Raw genomic sequence first — 21,997 nt, 5'->3', positions numbered from 1 at the left:
ATATATGAAACTAAGTAATTATGGAGATTTTCCAGCAGATATACCTGTTATAGCAGAAGATGAACTTTTTTTATACCCATTTATGATTTCACCGCTTTTTTTAAGTGATGAAAACAATATAAATGCAGCGACAATAGCGATGGAAGATAGCTCTTTAGTAATAGTGTGTCCAAGTAAACCTTCAAAAGAGGGTGAACGCGAATATGACTCACTTTATGACGCTGGTGTTGTTGGATCTATCATGAGAAAAGTTGCCTTACCAGATGGAAGAGTCAAAGTTTTGTTTCAGGGACTTGCTCGTGCAAAAACTCTATATCAAGTACAAGCGACTCCACTAATCGCTAATGTTGCGATACTTGAGGCTGAAAATGTGGAGTCTTTAAAGATAGACGCTATTTTAGAAATAGTTAGAGAAAAGGTTAGAACGCTTTCAGGAGTTAGTAACTACTTCCCACCAGATTTACTTAGAACCATAGAAGAAAACCATGACCATAATCGTATTATAGACTTGATATGTAGCAGTGTTAAGCTAAAAAAAGAACAAGCATATAAACTTTTTGTTGAGGTAGATACTGAAAAAAGATTTTTACTTTTGATAGATTATCTTATAGATGAAATAGAAGCAAATAAACTTCAAAAAGAAATAAGAACGAAAGTTCATACGCATATAGAAAAAGTAAATAAAGAATACTTTTTAAAAGAGCAGTTAAAACAGATTCAAAAAGAGTTAGGAACTGATACAGCAAGAGATGAAGAGATAGAAGAGTATCGAAAGAAGCTAGAGGCTAAAAAATCTAAAATGGGTGAAGACGCTTTTAAAGAGATTTTAAAACAGATAGATAGATATGCAAGGATGCATCCAGACTCTTCAGATGCATCTATGACTCAAACATATTTAGACTGGACTTTAGAGATTCCTTTTGGTGATTTAGCAAAAAAAGCACTAAAAATACAAGATGTAGAAGCACAACTAAATGAGGACCATTTTTCACTAAAAAAACCAAAAGAGCGTATAGTTGAATACTTCGCGGTAAAAGAGTTACTTGAACTTAGAGGTTTAGGTAGTGATAGTGCAGGGGCAATTCTTTGTTTTTCAGGACCTCCTGGAGTTGGTAAAACATCTTTAGCTAACTCAATAGCTGAGGCTTTAAAACGACCACTTGTTCGCATAGCACTTGGTGGACTTGAAGATGTAAATGAGCTTAGAGGACATAGAAGAACTTATGTAGGAGCGATGCCAGGGCGAATAACTCAAGGGCTTATAGATGCTAAAAAAATGAATCCTGTAATTGTTTTAGATGAGATAGATAAAATCGCTCGTACTGGTAGAGGTGACCCAACTGCTGCACTTTTAGAGATTTTGGACCCTGAGCAAAATAAAGAGTTTAGAGATTATTATCTTAACTTTGACATAGATTTGAGTAAAGTTATTTTTATAGCAACGGCAAATGATGTTGGACGAATACCGGCTCCTCTTCGTGATAGAATGGAGTTTATTACAATCAGTTCATACACTCCACAAGAAAAATATGAGATAGCATCTAGGTATCTGCTTCCACAAGAGTTAAAAAAACATGGACTTAAAAAGAGTGAAGTCAGCATCTCAAAACCCGCTTTAAAAGAGTTGATACATAGTTATACTAGAGAAGCAGGAGTTAGAAATCTTCGCAGACGCTTAGCAGATATGAGTAGAAAGATAGCAAGACAGATGCTCGAAGATGCATCTACTCAAAAAGTATCTGTATCTCTTAAAAATTTAAAAGACTTTTTTGATAAAAATATATTTGAAATAGAAAAAACAACTAAGATTCCTATAGTTGGTGTAGTCAATGGACTAGCATGGACTGCTGTTGGTGGAGATGTTTTAAAGATTGAAAGTATTCGTATCAAAGGTAAAGGCACTATGCAACTAACAGGTAGCCTTGGCGATGTTATGAAAGAGAGTGCAAGAATTGCAATGAGTGTTGTTAAAACTCTTATAGATACTAAAAAATTAAAAATCGACTCTAAAAATATTCCACTTACATTTAAAGAAAAAGAAGATAAGATAAAAGTAGATGTGAGCGAAGTATATAGACGCTATGACCTGCATATTCATGTTCCAGATGGAGCAACGCCTAAAGATGGACCAAGTGCAGGGATAGCGATGGTGAGTGTTATATCTTCCATATTAAGTGGAGATAAGATTCGCTCTGAAATAGCAATGACTGGAGAAGTTTCTTTAAGTGGAGATGTTCTTCCTATTGGTGGATTAAAAGAGAAGCTTATAGCTGCTCATAAAGCTGCAATGAGTATAGTTTTAATACCGCAAAAAAATTATGAAAGGGATTTAGAAGATATTCCTAAAGAGGTAAAAGATTCTTTAGAAATCATCGGAGTTAGTAGAGTGGAAGAGGTACTTAAGTACATTTTAGTGAAGGAGTCTTAAGACTCCTAAACGATTACAGTTGAAATTTTCTCAAACAAATCAGCATTTCTAATAGGTTTCATTAAAAAGCTATTTGCTCCAAACTCTAAAGCTTCACTTTTTTTCGTTTCATCTGTTGTAAGGACTATGATAGGAAGTTGTCTTAGATTATCATCCGCGCGAACAACTTTTAGCATTTCAATACCACCCATTACCGGCATGATAATATCTAATAGTATTAAGTCTATATCATCTCGTGATTTTAAAACTCCAATGGCATCTGAACCATTTTTAGCTTCTAAAACTTCTTTTACATTTCCGCTTTTCATCAGCATCGATTTAAGTAGTTTTAGATTTATCATATCATCATCAACAGCTAAGACGATTAGGTTATTTTTTAACATAGTTTATTATCCTTAAATAAATTTTTCAAATATTTGGCGAAGTAAATTTTTGTTTACAACGCTTTTAATTGCTTCATCAACGAATTGCTCAAAATTAGAGTCATCTCCATCACTAATAAGAACTAGGGTAGATGCCAGTTCTTTTTGTTTTACAATACCTGAGAATTTTTCTACTTCTAAGCCTTCTAAATCCTCATCAAAGAGAACAAGTTTATATGAATTTTCTTGCGTTAGTTCATTTAACTCTTGTGCTGAGTGTGCTACTTCATATGAGTAACCTAAAGTTTTTAGAAGTTGAACATAAAGTTTTGACTCAAATTGACTTTCTTTTGCAAGAAGTATGTCTGCTTTATATGCCACTTCACTTACAACTTCTTGCTCAATAACTTCTTTTTCTTCTTCTTGTACCATATCATCAATGATAAAGTCAGATAAAAAGTGATTTAGTAAAGAAATAATTTCTGAACGAACTAGTGGTTTTGTGGTATATTCATCAAGACCAGCTTCTAAGAAGCGCTCTCTATCTCCTTTTAGAGCATTCGCTGTTAATGCAATGATTGGAACATGTGATTGATTGAAATCTTCTTCATATTCTAATATTTCAGCAGTTGCTTCAACGCCATCAAGTATTGGCATCTGAATATCCATAAAGATTAGATCGTAGTTTCCATCTTTTCTTTTTTGAAAAGCCTCAAGTCCATTACTTGCTATATCAATGGTTAGTCCTATATCTTCTAGTGTTCTTTTGATTAGTTTTTGATTGATTATATTATCTTCAGCAATCAAAACATTAGCTTGAAATTTTGAAGTCTTTTTATTGAATTTTTTATGATTTAATTTTTTAGAATCAAAACCTTCAGATGCATAATTTTCAAGCGTCAATTTAACTTTTGAAATATTTAATGGTTCATAAATAGTTTTAAATACATCTATGTTTAGAGAATCCACTTTTCTCATAAAGTATGTTTTTGTAAGTAGTACAAGTGCTTGAGGTAAGTTTGAATACTCTATAAGCTGACTTTCTTTTGTATAATCATAATCAACAAATACTAAGTCATAATTTACCTGTCTTTGAAGTGTTTCAAGTTCATTGATATTTTCAAAAGCAGTATATCTAACACCATAAAAATCAAGATACTCTTTTAAGTAAATCTCTTGTCTTTTTGCTTTGTGAGAATTTTTTAGAACAAGCGCATTTAGATTTGAGTAGATTCCAGCAGAACTTTCATTTAGCGTTTCAACTTTTTCAAAATCTATATTAAAGAAGAATGTTGTTCCATCTCCTGCTTCACTATGAAGGTCAAGTTCCCCACCCATAAGCTCAATAAATCTAGAAGAAATAGTAAGACCGAGTCCTGTACCACCATATTTACGAGTAATTGATGTATCGGCTTGAGAAAAGGCTTCAAAGATTTTAGATTTTTGCTCATTTGTTACACCAATACCACTATCTTGAACTTCAAATCTAACTCTAGTTTGTCCTTCTTGATCGCCTTCGATAACTCTAATGTCAACATTGATAGAACCCGCACTACTTGTGAATTTTACAGCATTAGAAAGTAAGTTAATGATAACTTCTTTAATTTTTGTAGGGTCACCTTTTAGAGGATGTTCAAGTTTAGGGTCGATAAAACAACCAAGATTAATATGCTTTTCACTTGCACGAACGGCATAAACTTCAACAGCACTTTCAAACTCACTAATAGGGTTAAAGACGATATCCTCAATCTCTAGTTTATTACTCTCAATTTTAGATAGGTCAAGAATATTATTGATAATTTCAAGAAGATTTTCAGATGATTTTTCAATGATTTCAACAAACTCTGTTTGCTCTTCACCTAAGTTTGTATCTTTTAAAAGTTCTGTAAATCCAACAATGCCATTTAAAGGAGTTCTAATCTCATGTGACATGTTGGCAAGAAACATTGATTTTGCTTCACTTGCTTCTTGTGCAGATTCTTTATCTTCCCTTGTTTGTTCAATGATTCTCTCGAGTAAGTTGTAGGCTTGAGTAGTTCCATCTGCAGTATGAAGATTTATAATTGTTTTTTCTTCATCTTCGCCAACACTATCTTCTGCAACCCTTTTTAAAACATCTTCAAGGTTTTTGATATTTTTTGTAATCTCATTTGAGAGGAAAAAACCAAGAATACCAAGTATTAATGAGATAAGCCAAACAGCTAAAGTTATACTAAGAAATTGTAAAGCAGTTTCTCTTACGGTGATGGCTCTAACATCCATCTCTTGTAAAATTAAGTCTTCTGCATTTGAGATAATATTTATTTTCTCTGAGTGCATTGCAAACCACTCTTTCGCACTTATCTTATACTTCCTGCTTTTAGTATCATTAATTATTGTTGTTCTCTCATTATTGATTTTTTTATAAAGTTTTATAGATTCTTTATTTTCAAAAAGCTCGTTAAGCTTAGACAATAATTCTGGATTATGAAGTGTTTTATATGAGAGAGCATCTGCTTTACCAATAACTGATACCCACTTGTTTAAATCTTCTTTTGTAGGAGCCAAACCACTAGAGATAATATATGACATAAAACCTCTCTCTCTACCACTAAACTCTTTAGCATCTACCATTTCTATATATATAGTATATAGTTCGTTGATTTCTTGATCTGTTTGATTTTTTATGAGTTTCTCTAGTTGAGTTATAAGTTTTTCTTGAATGTTGCTATATATATTTGTAAATGCTTCATTAAACTTGATGTTTTTGGCATCTACAAGTTTTCTTACATTTATAAGTCTAAAAAGAACATTTTCGATAGAGTGAATATTTTGACAACCAATACAATTCTCTTTACCTTTTTGGTGGTCATGCAAAGCTTTGTTGTAAGTTGAATCTTCTATATAAAGATTGATTTTTGTGTCTACAATGCTTCTTTGAATCTTTAAAGATTGAAGTGTTCCTTTTGATGAATCACCGATATACATAGCAGTCATTCCACGCTCTCTAGCGATATTACCAATAATGTCATTTAGTTGAGTGTTTTCAGATAATTTTTCATGAATAAGTTCCGCACTTTGAAACTTTGTGTATGAATCATAAAGGTAATAACTAGCTAGTGAAAACAAGATAAAAATTGGAAAAAGACTGATTGCCTTTAGTCTGTTTTTTAGTCCGAACTGCATCTGTTAAGCCTCACTTTGAGATAATTTTTCTAATGTAGTACGAACTTTAGAAATAGACTCTTTTACTGCTTCTATATTTTGAGAACCAATAATAGACTCAAGGTTTTTAGATAAAGCGTCTATGCGCATATTTTCACTTATGCTTTTTAATTTCTTAGCAATTTTTTTACATTTTTGTAAATCATTTTGCTCTATCGCTTCTTGTACATTATCGCAGGTTTTATTACCCTCTTGTATATAATCATCAAAAAGAACCTTAAAATCTTCTATATCTATGCCAATTTCATTAGCGGCTAAAGTTTTAGAGTAAGAAGGTTCTGCTAATTCTTGAGAGATTTCTAAATTATTATCAAACTCATCTAGTTCTAAGTCCAAATCTAAATCTAATTTTACTTCTTCTATTTCTATTTTTTCAATAACATCTTTAATAGGTGCTTTAGCTAATTTTGAAATATTAGGTATATCTATCTCTATTTCTTGTTGTTCTTGTATTTTTTCATCTTCATCTTTAAAACTCAAGATTAAATCGTCATCAACTTCTTCTTCCTCTTCCTCTTGGACTGGTGAAGGCTTAGCTTGCTTAAAAGTTTTACCTGAGAGTTTTTCTACGATAAGGTAAAAAGTGTCTATATTTGTTTTTATCTTATCAGTATTATCTGAAGTGTTGATAGTGGTTAAGACTTCAAAAGCATCTTCTATGCGAAGATTTGCAGCAACACCTTTTAGTTTATGAGATAGTATTTTTACTTTGTCTATATCATCACTATTCAATGAATCATATAATGATATTTTAAATTCTTCTGCTTGATTTATAAAGTCTTGAATAAACTCTTCTATCAAATCAACAGGAAGACCAAGTTCTTCAGATGCTAAGTGTGGGTCATACAGATAATCAGAACCAACATCTGAAGCCTGAGAAAAAAACAACTGTTTTCTGTTCATATTCCTCATCTACTTCTTCTATTTCTATTTCTTGATGAGTTTCTTCAATCTCATCTATTTCTAAAAGTTCATCTTCAAAGTCTATTTCTTTATCTTCGTAGATATCATCAACTACCATCGGATTTGTTTCAAGAGTATCGTAAGTTTGAGTAGCACCTACTTCATATGGGTCATGTGTGACTTCTACTTCTTCAAGAACCTCTTGAGTTTGAGTTTCTGGTTTATAAACTTTTTCGTTTTGAGAATTTTCACTAAATTGTGGAGCATTAAAAATAGCAGCTTTTTGTGTAGAAACTCTTGGTGCTGGTTTCTCAAGTACATCGTCAGCAACATGTTCATTTTCTTTATGAGATAAAACTCTTAAATTAACAAGGTTAATAATGTACGCTTTTTGAGAAGGGTCATCAACTAAAAAGATTGTTTTTATATCAAGAGTACATCTAAAGTTTTTTCCATTCACATGTATGATTACTTTTGAATCTTCACTGCCTTCTGCACAAGTAACAAAGTCTATCCAGTGAACATGTTTAAAGTTATGTACAAAACCAGGTGTTTTTACAAAGAGGTCTGCAAAATCAGCCGATTCACTTCTTAGTTGTGCAAAATCTGAGAATCCTAAAGCTTTTAAATCAAGCTCATCAATTCCTAAAAATTCTTTTTGATAGTTATAAATTAACATTAGTTTCCCTTAGTTTTGAGTTTTAAGCATTTTTTTGTAAATTTCTTCACTTTCTTCAATATCTTTTCTTGGAGCACTTTTTCTAGCCGCCATATAACCAGTAACTTCTTCATTGTTATTGTAAATAGGTGTGATTTCCGTATATACCCAATAGTATAAACCATCTTTACGAAGGTTCTTGACTAAACCATTCCATGATTCTCCACCAAGAAGAGTATCCCACATCTTCCCAAAGATAGACTTTGGCATATCAGGATGTCTAATAATATTATGATTGCTTCCAACCAGCTCACTCGTTTTATAACCAGAAACCTCACAAAATTTTCTATTTGCAAAGGTTATGAAGCCCTTTAAATCAGTTTGACTTATAATCGCACTACCTTCGAAAACATACTCTTCATCAACAGGTGTCACTTTATCCATAAACATACCTCTATAATATTTTGATAATAATATATCATAATAGATGCAAATATATACTTATTTATAAATATTTTTTATAATTTTGGCATCTTTTATGTTTAAAATAGAAGCTATTTCTTCAAGAGGGAGTTTTTTGAGAGCTTCAAATGTTGTAAAATGATTTAAAAGTTTTTTTATCTTTGCTTGTGAAATGCCTTTTAGATTTAGAAGTTTGCTCTCTTTGTCTAGTTTTAATTTTGTTTTTTTATGAAAACTTATTGCACTTCTGTGTGCTTCATCTCTTAGATTTTGTACCCATTGAAGTCGTTTGTCTGAGTTTTTTAGTTTAAAACTCTCATTTTTTGTATGTAAAATATCATTTGCTTTACCTTTAGCCCGATGACTTTTTGCATCTATTTTTTCTTTAGATATAGCAATAGCATCTATAAATACTCCAGATGAAGCAATAATCTCAGATGCTAACTTTAAAAGAGTAGAGCCTCCATCAATTATCCATAAGTCAGGAGGAGAATTTTTAGAAAAACTTTCTACTCGTCTAGTTAATGTTTCTCGCATCTGGGCATACTCATCTTTTGCATCTAGATGATATGTTCTGTAACTTTTTTTATCAAATGCTCCATCTTCACATACAATCATTGCGCCAACAGTAGCAATTCCAGACATATGTGAGTTGTCAAAAACTTCTACTCTTTTAGGAATTCTATTTAAACAAAGAAGTTCTTGAAGTTCGTATAGTACTTTTGTGTTAAATGAATTTTTATCTTTTTTAATAATTCTTTTGCATTTAAAATTGCTAAGTCGATGAGTTGTTTTTTCTTACCTTGTTTTGGTACTTTTATAGAAGCAGTTTTTTCAAAAATAGTGCTCAGATAAATCTGTATGGCTTTTAAACCTTCAAATTCTAAAGCAACTAAGATTGGTGCAATAATAGGTGGTTTTTCTTTTGAGTAAAAGTCTAAAATTGCGCGTTGGTAAAGCTCAGATGCATCTATGCCTTCATTTAACTGTATATAATCATGTGTAGATGAGATAATCTTTCCATCTCTCATAAATATTCTAACGATAACTGCTCTTGTATTAGAGTTTTGTAAAACGAAAATATCGTAATTTTCATTTGTTGCAAAGTCTATTTCACTCTTAATCTCAGAACGAGAAATTTTCTCTATTCTATCTCTGAGTTCTCCTGCTTCTTCAAAGCGTAAGTTTAAAGCATAAAACTCCATCTGTTCTTGAAGTTTTTTTATTAAAAATCTTTTGTTTTGTATGAGTTTAACAGCTAAATCTAACTCTATTTTATATCTTTGTTCTGAGATTGGAAGTTCACAAGGACCAAGGCATTTGTCTATTTGATGATAAAGACAAAGTTTTTTTGACTTTAAAGAGCCTTTTTTTTGAACAAGTTTACAAAGTTCATAAATAGAGTTTAAAATATCCCTCGCTCCGATGGAGTAGGGACCAAAATATTTTATATCTTTAGCATCTATGATTTTTCTAGTGATTTCAAACCTTGGATATTTTAAAGAGTTATCTACATATATATATGGGTATGTTTTATCATCACGAAGTAAAATATTGTATTTCGGATTGAGCTGTTTTATGAGTGAGTTTTCAAGTATGAGTGCGTCATGTTCAGAGTTTACTACTATGTAGTTCATAGAAGTAGTTTGACTTATCATCTTTTGTATTCTAAGTGAAAGTTTAGAGTTGAAGTAACTCTTAACTCGTTTTTGTAGGTCTTTTGCTTTACCTATATAGAGTAGATTCCCATCTTTATCAAAGTATTCATAGATGCCAGCAGATGATGGAAGTTGATTTATGGTTTGTTTAAGAGTCATTTAAAGCACTTTTAATGCTTTGTGTATTATCATCGAACTATTATTTAGTTTAAAAAATTGAGGCTTGTTTTGAATAGATTTAAAAATTTGAAGAGTATTTTTCATTTGCTAATTATAGCGATGTTTATGTTTAGTGTAAATGGATGTGGTTATAAAGGAGCACCTTATTATGAAGAAGATGCACCTGTAAGTGATGAAAATGTTAAGTTTATCATCAAAGAGCAAAAGAAATAATGCAGTATGATGTAATAATCATAGGAGCGGGAGTTGCAGGGCTTTATGCGGCTTTACACATTCCAAAATCAAAAAAAGTTCTTATCATTAACAAGAGAGAAACATTTAAATGTAACAGTTTTTATGCTCAAGGTGGTGTTGCTCTTGCAAAAGATAAAGATGATGTTTCCCTTCATATAAAAGATACCCTAGATGCTGGAACGGGGCTTTGTGATAAAGAAGCTGTAAATATTTTAAGTAAAAAATCAAAAATAGTTATAGATGATTTGATAGATGCTGGTTTTGAGTTTGATAAAGATGAAAATGGAGATTTGCTTTATACCAAAGAAGCAGCTCACTCAACAAACAGAATACTTCATGCTGGAGGAGATGCAACAGGTCGGCACATGCACTACTTTTTGTTAAAACAAAATAAACATATTTTACTTAGTGATGCACGAGTTGTTGATTTGCTTATTAGTGGTGGAGTTTGTTATGGGGTAACTGTACTAAAAAATAGAGAAAGTGAAAATATCTATGCAAGAGATGTCATCATAGCTAGTGGTGGAGTTGGTTCACTTTTTGAATATCATACAAATGCCCCTTGTATCAGTGCTGATATGCAAGGTCTTTGCTTGATAAAAGGCATAGAATTAGAGCATATGGAAATGATGCAGTTTCATCCAACAGTTTATGTAAATAGTAACAATGTCCAAAAACAACTTTTAACTGAAGCCCTAAGAGGCGAGGGTGCTACTATCGAAGATGAAGATTCAAAAAGATTTCTGTTTGAGTATGATTCACGGGGAGAGTTAGCATCTAGAGATATTGTTAGTAAATCTATTTATGATTATTGTAAAAAAACAAATAAAAAAATATACTTAAATTTTCAAAATTTTGATTATCACTACTTTATGCAAAGATTTCCAAATATTTATAATAATCTTCAAGACATAGGTTTTGATGTTCCAACTCAAAGAGTACCCATTTCACCTGCATTTCATTATGCTATAGGTGGAATAAAAACAGACTTGAGTGGAAAAGTCCCAAATATTGAAGGACTTTATGCAGTAGGTGAAGTCGCATCTGTAGGTGTTCATGGAGCAAACAGACTTGCATCAAACTCTCTTTTAGAAGCTTTGGTTTTTGCAAAAGAAGCAGTAACTGAAATATTACAAGATACTCAAACAAAAGAGATGTTAAAGTTTGAAGTGAGTGATGAGGTAATGAGTTTAAAAGAAGATAAAGCTAAAAAGAACTTATTGCGTTTTATAATGTGGGAGAAAGTATCAATTGTTAGAACAAAAGAAGGATTAAATGACGCTTTAGAGCAAATTAATGCTCTTTTAAAAGAAAATATTGGTAAACTACTGAAATTTCGTTTACTTACGGCAAAAGAGATTATTCGTTCTAGTTTAGCTAGAGAAGAATCTCTCGGAGTTCACACAATTATTTAAGGAGATGTGATGTTTAAAATTTTGTCGCTATTAGGTTTAACTAGTGTAGCAGCATTTGCAACGACTGCTGCACATGCAGCAGGTCATGCGGTTGATTTGGCAACAGAGCCATTTGGTTGGTTATTGTTAACAATATTTGTAGTTGGGTACTACTTTATTGCAGCAGAAGAAAAGTACAGTATAAATAAGGCTAAACCAGCCCTGTTTACAGGTACTTTTATGTTTATGCTTTTAGGTGCATATTATGCTTATAATGGTTTAAATTTTGCGGCTTTTGATACAGAGATAGCGCATCTTATTTTAGAAATAGCAGAGATTTTCTTCTTCTTATTTGTTGCGATGACTTTCATTGAAGCACTAATAGAAAGAAATGTTTTTGACGCACTTAAAGAGAAGTTACTTGGTGCTGGATATAACTATAAAAAGTTATTTTGGGTAACAGGTATTTTAGCTTTCTTTATCTCCCCAGTTGCTGATAATCTAACAACAGCTTTAATTCTTTCAACTGTTCTTTTAACTATTGAAAAAGACAACAAGGCTTTCCTTATCCCAGCGGCAATAAACATAGTTGTTGCAGCTAATGCTGGTGGTGCTTGGTCACCATTTGGAGATATTACAACTCTTATGGCTTGGTCTGCTGGAAAGGGAACCTTTGTTGATTTCTTATTTTTATTTCCTGCTTCTATTATTGGTTGGGTTGTTACAGCATTTTTACTTTCTCGTTTTGTTCCAGAAGGTCACCCTAAGAAAGTTGAAGGTGCGGAGCCAGTTCATATCCATCGTGGTGGAAAAGTAATTATATTTTTAGGAGTATTTACTATCTTTTCGGCAGTTATGGGTAAACAAATAATGCACTTACCTCCAATGTGGGGAATGTTATTTGGACTTTCACTCTTACAACTGTACGCATATACTCTTAAAAGATATCATGACCATGATATTCAAATATACAAGTCAGTTTCAAAAATTGAAAATGATACTCTACTGTTTTTCTTCGGTATCTTAGCTGCTGTTGGTGCATTGCACTTTGCAGGTTTCTTAGGTCACGCTGTTAAACTTTATGAGATGTTTGATCCAACTTATGTAAATATTGGTGTAGGTTTCCTTTCTGCAATTATTGATAATGTTCCTGTTATGTCAGCTGTACTAAAAGCTTCTCCAGATCTTCCACTTGCTCAATGGATGCTAGTTACTTTAACTGCTGGTGTTGGTGGTAGTCTTATTAGTTTTGGTTCGGCAGCAGGTGTTGGTGTTATGGGTAAACTTCATGGCATCTACACTTTTGGTGCACATATGAAATATTCTTGGACAATTCTAATTGGTTATGTTGTATCTGTTTCAGTTTGGTATTTTCAATATGTAATACTAGGAATAGGTGGTTGATTTAACTAAATCTTTTACTTTTTATTCCCAAGCAAAGCTTGGGAATACCTCATTTTTTTTATCTTCTAAATTCTACATTAACCTAAGTTATTGTATTCTTTCACACTTATTTATCATATTTATTAAAAGGTTTTTTCAATGACAAATGTTAGTATTATAGTTTTAGATTTTGGTTCTCAATACACACAACTTATAGCTCGTCGTCTTCGTGAAGATAAAATTTATTGTGAAATTCTTCCATATCATACTTCAGTTGAAGAGATTAAAGCAAAAAATCCTCAAGGAATCATTTTAAGTGGTGGTCCATCTTCCGTTTATAATGAAGATGCTTACAAAGTAGATAAAGGTGTTTATGAGATGGGTCTTCCAATTTTAGGCATCTGTTACGGAATGCAAAGAATAGCAGTTGATTTTGGTGGGAGTGTAGTTCGCTCAAACCATCACGAGTATGGAAAAGCAGAACTTACCATAAATAATATAGGTAAAAATTGTTCCCCTCTTCTTGAAGATTGTGATGATAACGCTATTGTATGGATGAGTCACTCTGATAAAGTTGATGAATTGCCAGAAGGTTTTAATCCAATCGCAACAAGTGCAAATTCTCCTTATGCAGCAATTGCAAATGAAGAAAAACGAGTTTATGCAATGCAATATCATCCAGAAGTTCAGCATTCCGAAGAAGGTTACTTAATGCTTCGTAATTTTGCAAGAAATATTTGTGGTGTTAGTGTAAAATGGAAAATGGAACATTTCTTAAAAGAACAAATCAAAATGATTCGTGAAAAAGTTGGAACAGGAAAAGTTCTATGTGGCTTAAGTGGCGGAGTTGATAGCTCTGTTGTTGCTGCTATGCTTTATGAAGCAATAGGCGATCAACTTATCCCTGTTTTTGTTGATAACGGATTGCTTAGGAAAGGTGAAAGAGAACAAGTTGAAGAAGTTTTTAAAATAAACCTAAAAACTCCTTTAATTACAGTAGATGCTGTTGATAACTTTTTAGGTAAATTAGAAGGTATCTCAGATCCTGAAACTAAGCGTAAAATTATTGGACATACTTTTATAGAAGAATTTGAAAAAGAAGCTAAAAAACATGATGGAATTAAGTTCTTAGCTCAAGGTACTTTGTATCCTGATGTTATTGAGTCTATCTCTGTAAATGGGCCATCTGAAGTAATTAAGTCTCATCATAATGTTGGTGGTCTTCCTGATTGGATGGACTTTGAACTAATTGAGCCACTTCGTGAACTATTCAAAGATGAAGTTCGTAAAATTGGTTTAGAGCTTGGCCTACCAGAGGGTATGATTAACCGTCATCCATTTCCTGGACCTGGGTTAGCTATACGAATTATGGGTGATGTTAATGTACCTGATTTAACTATTCTTCGTGAAGCAGATGTTATCTTACTAGATGAGTTAAAAGCTAGTGGTTACTATGCTAAAACTTGGCAAGCATTCGCAGTTTTACTAAATGTAAAATCTGTTGGAGTTATGGGTGATAATAGAACTTACGATAATACTGTTTGTGTTAGAGTTGTTGAAGCTGTTGATGGAATGACTGCAACATTTGCTCATCTTCCACATGATTTACTTGAAAGAATCTCAAGAAGAATAATCAATGAAGTTGATGGTATCAATAGAGTTGTTTATGATATATCTTCTAAGCCACCAGCAACTATTGAGTGGGAATAATTTCTTCAATGCCAAGACAAATACTCTCGTTCCATATCTCCTGATATGGAATGTAAATAAAGGTATATAATGACTATAGATAAAGATGAAATAGAAAAATATATATTTGACCCACAAAATCCTCAACAGTGTAAATCATATAAGTTATTGCTAAATATAGCTAAACAGGATAGCCTAGTTTATGTTTCACCAGATTTTGTAGCTTCAGAATATGCGGATTTAATTATCAATAACTCTTTTAAAAGTAAACTTTGGGATATACCAGAAAATTTTAATAATTTAACAATAATTGAAAAAATCAACTTATATAAAAAATCTTTATCTATTAAGGAGTATATAGAGCATATTGACTCTTTACACATTGATTCTAAACAATTTAAATATAATAAAATATTCACTTCATTTATTGATTTACACCCATCTTTATTTATAAAAAAAATGAAAAAATATAATAGTAATTTACTGAGTGATAAATTATATTATGACCAAAATTATAGTTTTGCTGGATATACATCATTTAAAAGTAGTCACAGTTTTGTTCAGAATTATTTTGGACATAAGATATTCTTTACAAATAATATGAATGATTTAGATAGCTATGAGGCTATTATTGATATATCAAGTATTGTAGTAACATCTAATAATTATATATACAATAAGCTAATTAATGATAGTGAAAATATAAAACCAATTTATCTTAAGAAACTAAAAGATATAGACTTACTTTTAGAAGTATTGGAAAATGATTTAAAAAAAGAAAAATCTAAAAATATTAAAAAAGAGGACATATCAACTATTGATAAAATAAAGATAAAAAACTTTTTCAGTATCAAAGATTTACAACTAGACAATCTAAAAGACAAAAAAGAGATTTACATACTCGGTGAAAATGGGGATGGAAAAACTCTACTACTACAAGCGATTGCCATAGCACTAAAAGGTGTTCAAAAAGATGGACAAGAGAGATTTCGTAAGATAAAAGATGAGTTTGAACTAAAAATTACTAATAGTAATAAAAAAATATATAAATCAGATGAAAATATATATAAGAATATGTTTGCGTATGGCTCAAGTAGAAATAATAATTGTCAGATAAAAGATGATGAAGTTGGCTATTTAACTCTCTTTGATGGTAGTTTAGATTTAAAAGACCCTGTTAAGTGGTTGCAACTTCTTGATTATAGTGAAAGTAAAAATGAAAATAATATTATATCAGTTGTTCAAGCTAAAAAGCTTATTCAAGAACTACTAAACAAAGAAGTTGAGATTGATATTAGTCCAACAGATGTTATTTTTACAGAAAAAGGCTCTAAACAAATAGAGTTTGATAGACTCTCAGCAGGATATAAAGGTGTAATAACAATAATATGTGATATGTTAGTTAGATTATCAGAAAATCAACCATATATTATAGATATAAAAGAATATCAAGGAATAGTACTTATAGATGAAGTAGAGTTACATCTGCATCCAATATGGAAATATGATTTTATGAACAAATTAAGAGGACTCTTTCCATTAATACAGTTTATAGTAACAACCCATAGTCCAACTGTTATACTTGGAGCTAGTAAAGAAGCTGTGTTTTATAAGATATATAAAGAAGATGGAGAGGTTTGTATATCAAATCAGATGCTAAATGAAGGCTACACAAACAATAGTCTAATTTCTTCACCACTTTTTGATTTAAAAAATATTACATCAAGGGATTATGATAAAAGAGTCAGCGGTGATGATTATATTTACGATAAAATACATCAAGTTATATCAAAGAAAATAGAAAAAAATATAAATATTGATGAAGAAGAGATACTTAAACTTATAGATGAAGAGTTAGATAAGATATGATTAAAGTTGAAAAAGACTTTAGTGATGTTCCAGAAATTTTAAATAATCAAAAAAGAGAAGATGCTTTCAATAGTAATGTTTCAGATGAAGCATTTAATCATGGCAAAACTTTATATAAACCTCAGGAATTAAAAAATAGACTTCATGTAATTTACAATAAAAAATGTGTCTATTGTGAAGATACTCTTTTAAACTCTCCAAAACATATAGAACATTACAGACCAAAAGATATATATTTTTGGTTGGCTTATAGTTGGGATAACTTACTACTTTGCTGTACAAGTTGTAATGGTTCAAAAGGTGTAAATTTTGAAACAAGAAATCAAAGAGTAACCTATAATAGTGAAATATTTGAAAATATTCATAATCTAGGTAATAGTTATGATGAACTAGAAAAACCAATGCTTATAAATCCTGAAAAAGAGGATATTCAAGCAGATTTGATTTTTAACAGAGATTCTAATATCTCTTCAGAGAATCCTAGAGTAGACTATACTATCGAAACTTGTAATTTAAATAGAGAAGAGCTGAGAGAATTAAGAGAAGAGATAGTTGAAGATTTTATAGGTTTAGTTAATGAATATCATCTATTATTTGATGAAAACAATAATCAAGGTAAAAGAGAATCAGTTAAAGGCTTAATTCTTATCGTGAAGCAATTTATACAAAAATGTAATAAAGAAAAAAAGTTTTACTCGTTAAGATATTTTATCTTAAGTAATATAGATATATTTGTTCAGAATATCGAGATGAAATCAATTGTAAACTCATTGATTGTTAAGTTGAGAACTGATGAAAACTAATATCTATCTTTTTGCTACTTCAAAACATCAAGATGCAATAAGCGTAAAATCTTTAGAAGTTAAGTTTTTAAAACCTTCTATTGATTTTAGTGCTTATGATTACCTCATAATTACCTCAAAACAAACAGTTAAAGCATTAGAACAATATGATAAAAAAGATTTTATAGATATACCCGCTTTGTGTGTATCTAAAAAAACTGCTGCATCTTATGAAAACTTTGGTGGAAATATTTTAGATATTGGCGACGGCTATGGCGATAATCTAGTTAAAAACATAAAAGAAAAGTCTAAAGATAAAAAATGGCTTTATTTAAGAGCAGAGCTTATAGCATCTGACTTTGTGCTTAGATGCCAGGATGATGGATATGATATAGATGAAGAGATATTATATGCAAGTCAGTGCTCACAAGAAGTACTAGATGTTAATATTTGTAAAAATGCTACTCTAATTTTTACTTCTCCTTCTGCTATTACATGTTTTTTAAAAACACATACTATTGATTCGTACGCAAAAGTAGTTGTGCTTGGAAAAACTACTGCAAAATCATTACCTAAAAATATTAAGTATCAAATATCTCAAAAAACATCTATTGAAAGTTGTATGGAACTAGCGATTACACTTTAGCTACAAATCAAGAATTTTTTAGTATAATATATTCATAGTCTGAGTAGTTCGATATATCGTAATTATGAGGGTTCTACATTTTCAATTAGTGAACTAGTAGAGTTATTGTGAGTCGGTGTTATCGTTTGAGATATGTTAACTCTGTCAAGATAATGTGGCCAATAGATTTCTCTCTCTTCACCCAAATTCGGCTTTTAGAACCAAGCCTGTGCGAAACGGCTACTTGGGCTTTTATAACTTTTAACTAGGAAAACAATCAATGAAAATATTAATACTAGGCGCTGGTGGTAGAGAATATTCTATTGCAAGAGCAATTTTAAATGAAAAACAAGAACATGAATTATTTTTTATGCCAGGAAATGGCGCTACAAAAACATTAGGTACAAATTTAGATATTAAAGATTATAACCTTTTAGCAGATTTTGCAAAAGATGAAAAAATAGACTTAACAATTGTTGGTCCTGAAGCTCCATTAGTAGATGGAGTTGTAGATATATTTAAAGCAAAAGATTTAACAATTTTTGGACCAAGTAAAGAAGCTGCTCAACTTGAAGGCTCAAAAGTATATATGAAAAACTTTTTAGCAAAATATGAAATACCAACTGCAGCATATATAGAAACAGATTCTATCGAAGATGCTTTTAAATTTACAGATACTTTATCTACTCCAATTGTTGTAAAAGCAGATGGATTATGTGGTGGTAAAGGTGTTATTATTGCACAGACTCACGATGAAGCAAAAGTTGCAATATCTGAGATGCTAAGTGGAAAAAGTTTTGGAGATGCAGGACTTAAAGTGATAGTTGAAGAGTTTTTAGATGGTTATGAACTTTCAATGTTTGCTATTTGTGATGGTGATGATTATATTTTACTACCTGCTGCACAAGACCATAAAAGACTTTTAGATGGAGATGAAGGACCAAATACTGGTGGAATGGGTGCTTATGCTCCAACACCTTTAGTTGATGAAGAACTTTATCAAAAGGTTAGAGATAGAGTTATCGTGCCAACATTAGATGGAATGAAAAAAGAGGGTGCACCTTTTGAAGGAGTTCTTTTTATAGGTATCATGGTTGTAAATGGCGAGCCAATTACACTAGAGTTTAATGTTCGTTTTGGTGATCCAGAGTGTGAGATACTTATGCCTCTTATGACTTCGAGTGTTAGCGATATGTTTTATAAAGCTGCAACAAATAAACTTAGTGATTTAAAAGTAGAATTTTCATCTCAATATGCAGTCGGTGTAGTTATGGCTAGTGGAAATTATCCTTATGGAAGTTCAACCCCTGCTGAGATTATTTTAGATGAAGTTAAACATCAAGAGATAGAAGATTTTACACACATATCTTATGCTGGAGTAAGTGAGGAAGATGGCAGACTTTATGCTGATGGTGGAAGAGTTTTAGTTTGTGTTGGCTTAGGCGATAGCATAAAACAAGCAAGAGACAGAGCATATCTTAGATGCGGACAAGTACACTATATGGGTAAAAAAATCAGAACAGATATAGCTTATCAAGCTCTTTAGGAGAAAATTTTAGTGAATGAAGAAATAGAGAAAAATCTTTACCGTGAAGGAATCGTTTTAGCACAAAATAAAAAAAGAGCAATGGCATTTTTTGTAGATGAAATGCTACTTTCTTTTTTACTTGTATTTGCTTTATGGGATTCATTTCAAAGTGCGCAAACTATGGAAGAGTTGATAGGTATAACAAATACTTTTGTATTAGAATATATGTTTATGAAGATTGTTTACCAAGCTTTTTTTGTTATGCAATACGGGGCGACTCTTGGAAAAATCCTTATGAAAATAAGAGTCATTGAAGTAAAAAGTATGCAAACGCCAAATGTCATAGTCGCTTTAAATCGTTCTATCTTTCGTGTTATATCGGAGATGATTTTTTATCTTGGTTTTTTATGGGGACTACTTAATCCAGAACGACAAACTTGGCATGATAAAACAGCACGAACCTTGGTTGTAGATGCTTAAACTCCTCGCTTTAGTTGTTTTTTTAACTACTTATCTTTTAGCAGATTCAAAAGTTGAAATATATGCAACAAAAATGGAGTCTTCAAAAAATATTGTTAATGCATCTGGGGGAGTTACCGTTGTATATAAAGATTATTTTTTAAGTGCAGATAGAGCTGTTTACAATAGGGAAAGTGGAGAGTTAGAACTTTTTGAAAATGTTCGTGCAAATCAGGGTAAAGAGTATCAACTTTTAGGAAAGTATGCGAAATTAAATATAGCAAAAAAAGAGAGAATATTTAAACCTTTTTTTATGCTTGATAAAAGTTCACAAGTTTGGATGAGTGCTGATGAGGGTTGCGCAAAAGGCAAAGACTTCAGTATAAAGTCTGGAGTTTTAAGTGGATGTAATCCAAGTGACCCACTTTGGAAGATGCACTTTTCATCTACTTCATATAACTCAGACACTAAGTGGTTGCATATATTTAATGCAAGAATTTTTATTTATGATATACCTGTTTTTTATTCCCCATATTTTGGTTATTCCCTTGATACAAAAAGAAGATCAGGACTTCTTTCTCCTGCTATGGGAATCTCGGATATAGAAGGCTTTTACTATGAACAACCTATCTACATTGCAGAACAAAGTTGGTGGGATTTAGAGTTAAAGCCACAAATCAGAACAAACCGTGGAGCAGGAGGATATTCAGTATTTAGATTTGTTGATTCAAAAGTTTCAAAGGGTGAGTTTAAGACTGGTTATTTTGCAGAAAAAGATGATTATTTTGTACAACAAAATTTAGCACACGACACGCACTATGGATATAACCTTCTTTATAGCAATACAGATGTAATAAACCAATGGTTTGGCACAAGTTTTGAAGGTCAGTCTAGCTTATATATGGATGTAAATGGTATGAATGATGTTGATTATATAAATCTTTCAACAAATGATACAACTGATAATATAACATCAAAACAGGTTCTTTCAAGAATAAATATTTTTTACAATACACAAGATAATTATTTTGGAACCTATTTTAAATACTATCAAGATTTAGCAGAAGTAAATAATGAAGCAACTCTACAGAAGATTCCTACATTCCAGTACCATCGTTATTTAGATACACTTTTTGGGGACCACTTAATATATAATGTTGATATGCAAGCTAATAATATATACAGAGAAGTTGGAAAACATGTAACACAAACAGATTTAAATATCCCCATAACACTTCAAACAGAGTTGTTTGACGAGTATTTAAATGTTTCTTACAAAGCTTATTTTTATGCTCAGTATTCAAAATTTAGTGGAACAGAAGAGGTTGTTAGTGGAGAGTATAATAACGGATATTTTGCTAGAAATTATCATATATTCTCAGCATCTACCCAAGTGAGTCGTGCTTTTGATAGTTTTACACATGTTGCTGGTTTTGGTACAAGATATACGACAGGTGGGGCAGAATCAAGAGATGGTTTTTATGAAGATAACCAAAATTTTTGTTCCGACCCTGCAAATCAAGGCTTAAAAAGATGTGAATTTTATAATATTAGTGATATTGAAGAGCAACTTCAACTTGATTTTACTCAGTATTTTTATGACACAACAGGCTCTCAAATAATTTACCATAGAGTTGCTCAAAGTATCTCTTATGATAAGGCACAAAGTAGTGTTGGAGAACTTGAAAATGAACTAGATTATCAGATCACAAAAAGTATAAAATTTTATAATAACTTTTTTTACAATTACGATGAAAATTCATTTTCAAAAATGTATAATCAAGTTTCTTACAATGGAAATGGATTTAATGTTTCTCTTTCGCATCTTTACAAAGATACATTTTTACAGCCCACTTCAGACACTACTCCATACACAAGTTACATAACATCAAGTGCAACTTATGATTATAATAAACATTATTCGTATAATCTAAGATATAATTATGATTATGAGAGTGGTTTAAAGAAAAGTGCTGAAATCGGGTTTTTATATAAAAAAAGATGTTGGGATTTTGGTTTGAGATATGTTGAAAATAATAGACCTATCTTAAATGAAACTGGTTCAAGTTCCATTTATGATAGATATATCTATTTTACAGTAAATCTGAAACCGATGATGGCATCTGGTGGTGCTCCACTTTTTGACTATAAATTACCACAAACAATGCAAGGACTTTAA

At 31.3% G+C, this 21,997-nt stretch carries 16 protein-coding genes and 1 pseudogene; 11 read left to right on the top strand and 6 right to left on the bottom strand.

The window, feature by feature from the left end:
* Positions 1–4 precede the first annotated feature (4 nt).
* Entirely contained in the window at positions 5–2,428 is a 2,424-nt protein-coding gene (gene lon, locus MOV50_RS04295; RefSeq protein ID WP_321779171.1) for an endopeptidase La, read from the top strand.
* 5 nt (positions 2,429–2,433) lie between these two features.
* Here lon and MOV50_RS04290 read toward each other — a convergent pair whose 3' ends face one another.
* The 6 genes and pseudogenes from MOV50_RS04290 to uvrC all read right to left on the bottom strand — a co-directional run bounded on the left by MOV50_RS04290 (position 2,434) and on the right by uvrC (position 9,834).
* Positions 2,434–2,811, bottom strand: coding sequence for a response regulator (locus MOV50_RS04290; protein ID WP_321779170.1), 378 nt, complete (start codon positions 2,809–2,811; stop codon positions 2,434–2,436).
* Between the two features lie 12 nt (positions 2,812–2,823).
* Positions 2,824–5,955 carry a response regulator gene (locus tag MOV50_RS04285; protein WP_321779169.1) on the bottom strand — a complete coding sequence of 1,044 codons (3,132 nt, stop codon included), beginning with the start codon at positions 5,953–5,955 and terminating at the stop codon, positions 2,824–2,826.
* A 3-nt stretch (positions 5,956–5,958) separates the two neighbouring features.
* Positions 5,959–6,897 carry an Hpt domain-containing protein gene (locus MOV50_RS04280; protein WP_321779168.1) on the bottom strand — a complete coding sequence of 313 codons (939 nt, stop codon included), beginning with the start codon at positions 6,895–6,897 and terminating at the stop codon, positions 5,959–5,961.
* Entirely contained in the window at positions 6,848–7,576 is a 729-nt protein-coding gene (locus MOV50_RS04275) for a hypothetical protein (RefSeq protein WP_321779167.1), read from the bottom strand. The genes MOV50_RS04280 and MOV50_RS04275 overlap by 50 nt, the downstream gene beginning before the upstream one ends.
* 9 nt (positions 7,577–7,585) lie before the next feature.
* Entirely contained in the window at positions 7,586–7,999 is a 414-nt protein-coding gene (locus MOV50_RS04270) for a PAS domain S-box protein (RefSeq protein WP_321779166.1), read from the bottom strand.
* A gap of 57 nt (positions 8,000–8,056) precedes the next feature.
* A pseudogene (uvrC, locus tag MOV50_RS04265) lies at positions 8,057–9,834 on the bottom strand (excinuclease ABC subunit UvrC).
* Between the two features lie 87 nt (positions 9,835–9,921).
* On the opposite strand from uvrC, the gene MOV50_RS04260 reads away from it, so the two are divergent.
* The 10 genes from MOV50_RS04260 to MOV50_RS04215 all read left to right on the top strand — a co-directional run bounded on the left by MOV50_RS04260 (position 9,922) and on the right by MOV50_RS04215 (position 21,997).
* Positions 9,922–10,068: a hypothetical protein gene (locus MOV50_RS04260; protein WP_321779165.1), complete on the top strand. Its 147-nt coding sequence runs from the start codon at positions 9,922–9,924 to the stop codon at positions 10,066–10,068.
* A complete protein-coding gene (gene nadB, locus MOV50_RS04255) occupies positions 10,068–11,504 on the top strand; it encodes an L-aspartate oxidase (protein ID WP_321779164.1) in 1,437 nt (478 codons plus the stop codon). The genes MOV50_RS04260 and nadB overlap by 1 nt, the downstream gene beginning before the upstream one ends.
* A gap of 9 nt (positions 11,505–11,513) precedes the next feature.
* Positions 11,514–12,887 carry a sodium:proton antiporter NhaD gene (gene nhaD, locus MOV50_RS04250; RefSeq protein ID WP_321779163.1) on the top strand — a complete coding sequence of 458 codons (1,374 nt, stop codon included), beginning with the start codon at positions 11,514–11,516 and terminating at the stop codon, positions 12,885–12,887.
* Between the two features lie 138 nt (positions 12,888–13,025).
* Positions 13,026–14,576: a glutamine-hydrolyzing GMP synthase gene (gene guaA, locus MOV50_RS04245; RefSeq protein WP_321779162.1), complete on the top strand. Its 1,551-nt coding sequence runs from the start codon at positions 13,026–13,028 to the stop codon at positions 14,574–14,576.
* 69 nt (positions 14,577–14,645) lie between these two features.
* Positions 14,646–16,424 carry an AAA family ATPase gene (locus MOV50_RS04240; RefSeq protein WP_321779161.1) on the top strand — a complete coding sequence of 593 codons (1,779 nt, stop codon included), beginning with the start codon at positions 14,646–14,648 and terminating at the stop codon, positions 16,422–16,424.
* Complete coding sequence (locus tag MOV50_RS04235; RefSeq protein ID WP_321779160.1) at positions 16,421–17,227, top strand: HNH endonuclease; 807 nt, start codon at positions 16,421–16,423, stop codon at positions 17,225–17,227. Before MOV50_RS04240 ends, MOV50_RS04235 begins: the two co-directional genes overlap by 4 nt.
* Positions 17,217–17,852: a uroporphyrinogen-III synthase gene (locus MOV50_RS04230; RefSeq protein WP_321779159.1), complete on the top strand. Its 636-nt coding sequence runs from the start codon at positions 17,217–17,219 to the stop codon at positions 17,850–17,852. The genes MOV50_RS04235 and MOV50_RS04230 overlap by 11 nt, the downstream gene beginning before the upstream one ends.
* Positions 17,853–18,111: 259 nt before the next feature.
* Entirely contained in the window at positions 18,112–19,377 is a 1,266-nt protein-coding gene (gene purD / locus MOV50_RS04225; RefSeq protein ID WP_321779158.1) for a phosphoribosylamine--glycine ligase, read from the top strand.
* Between the two features lie 12 nt (positions 19,378–19,389).
* Positions 19,390–19,839, top strand: a complete 450-nt coding sequence (locus MOV50_RS04220; protein ID WP_321779157.1) for an RDD family protein — start codon at positions 19,390–19,392, stop codon at positions 19,837–19,839.
* Positions 19,832–21,997: an LPS-assembly protein LptD gene (locus MOV50_RS04215; RefSeq protein WP_321779156.1), complete on the top strand. Its 2,166-nt coding sequence runs from the start codon at positions 19,832–19,834 to the stop codon at positions 21,995–21,997. The genes MOV50_RS04220 and MOV50_RS04215 overlap by 8 nt, the downstream gene beginning before the upstream one ends.

The sequence above is a fragment of the Sulfurimonas sp. genome (assembly GCF_029027585.1).
GTDB lineage: Bacteria > Campylobacterota > Campylobacteria > Campylobacterales > Sulfurimonadaceae > Sulfurimonas.
Note: the sequence above shows the minus strand (reverse complement) of the source record. Positions and strands in the feature narration are given on the sequence as shown.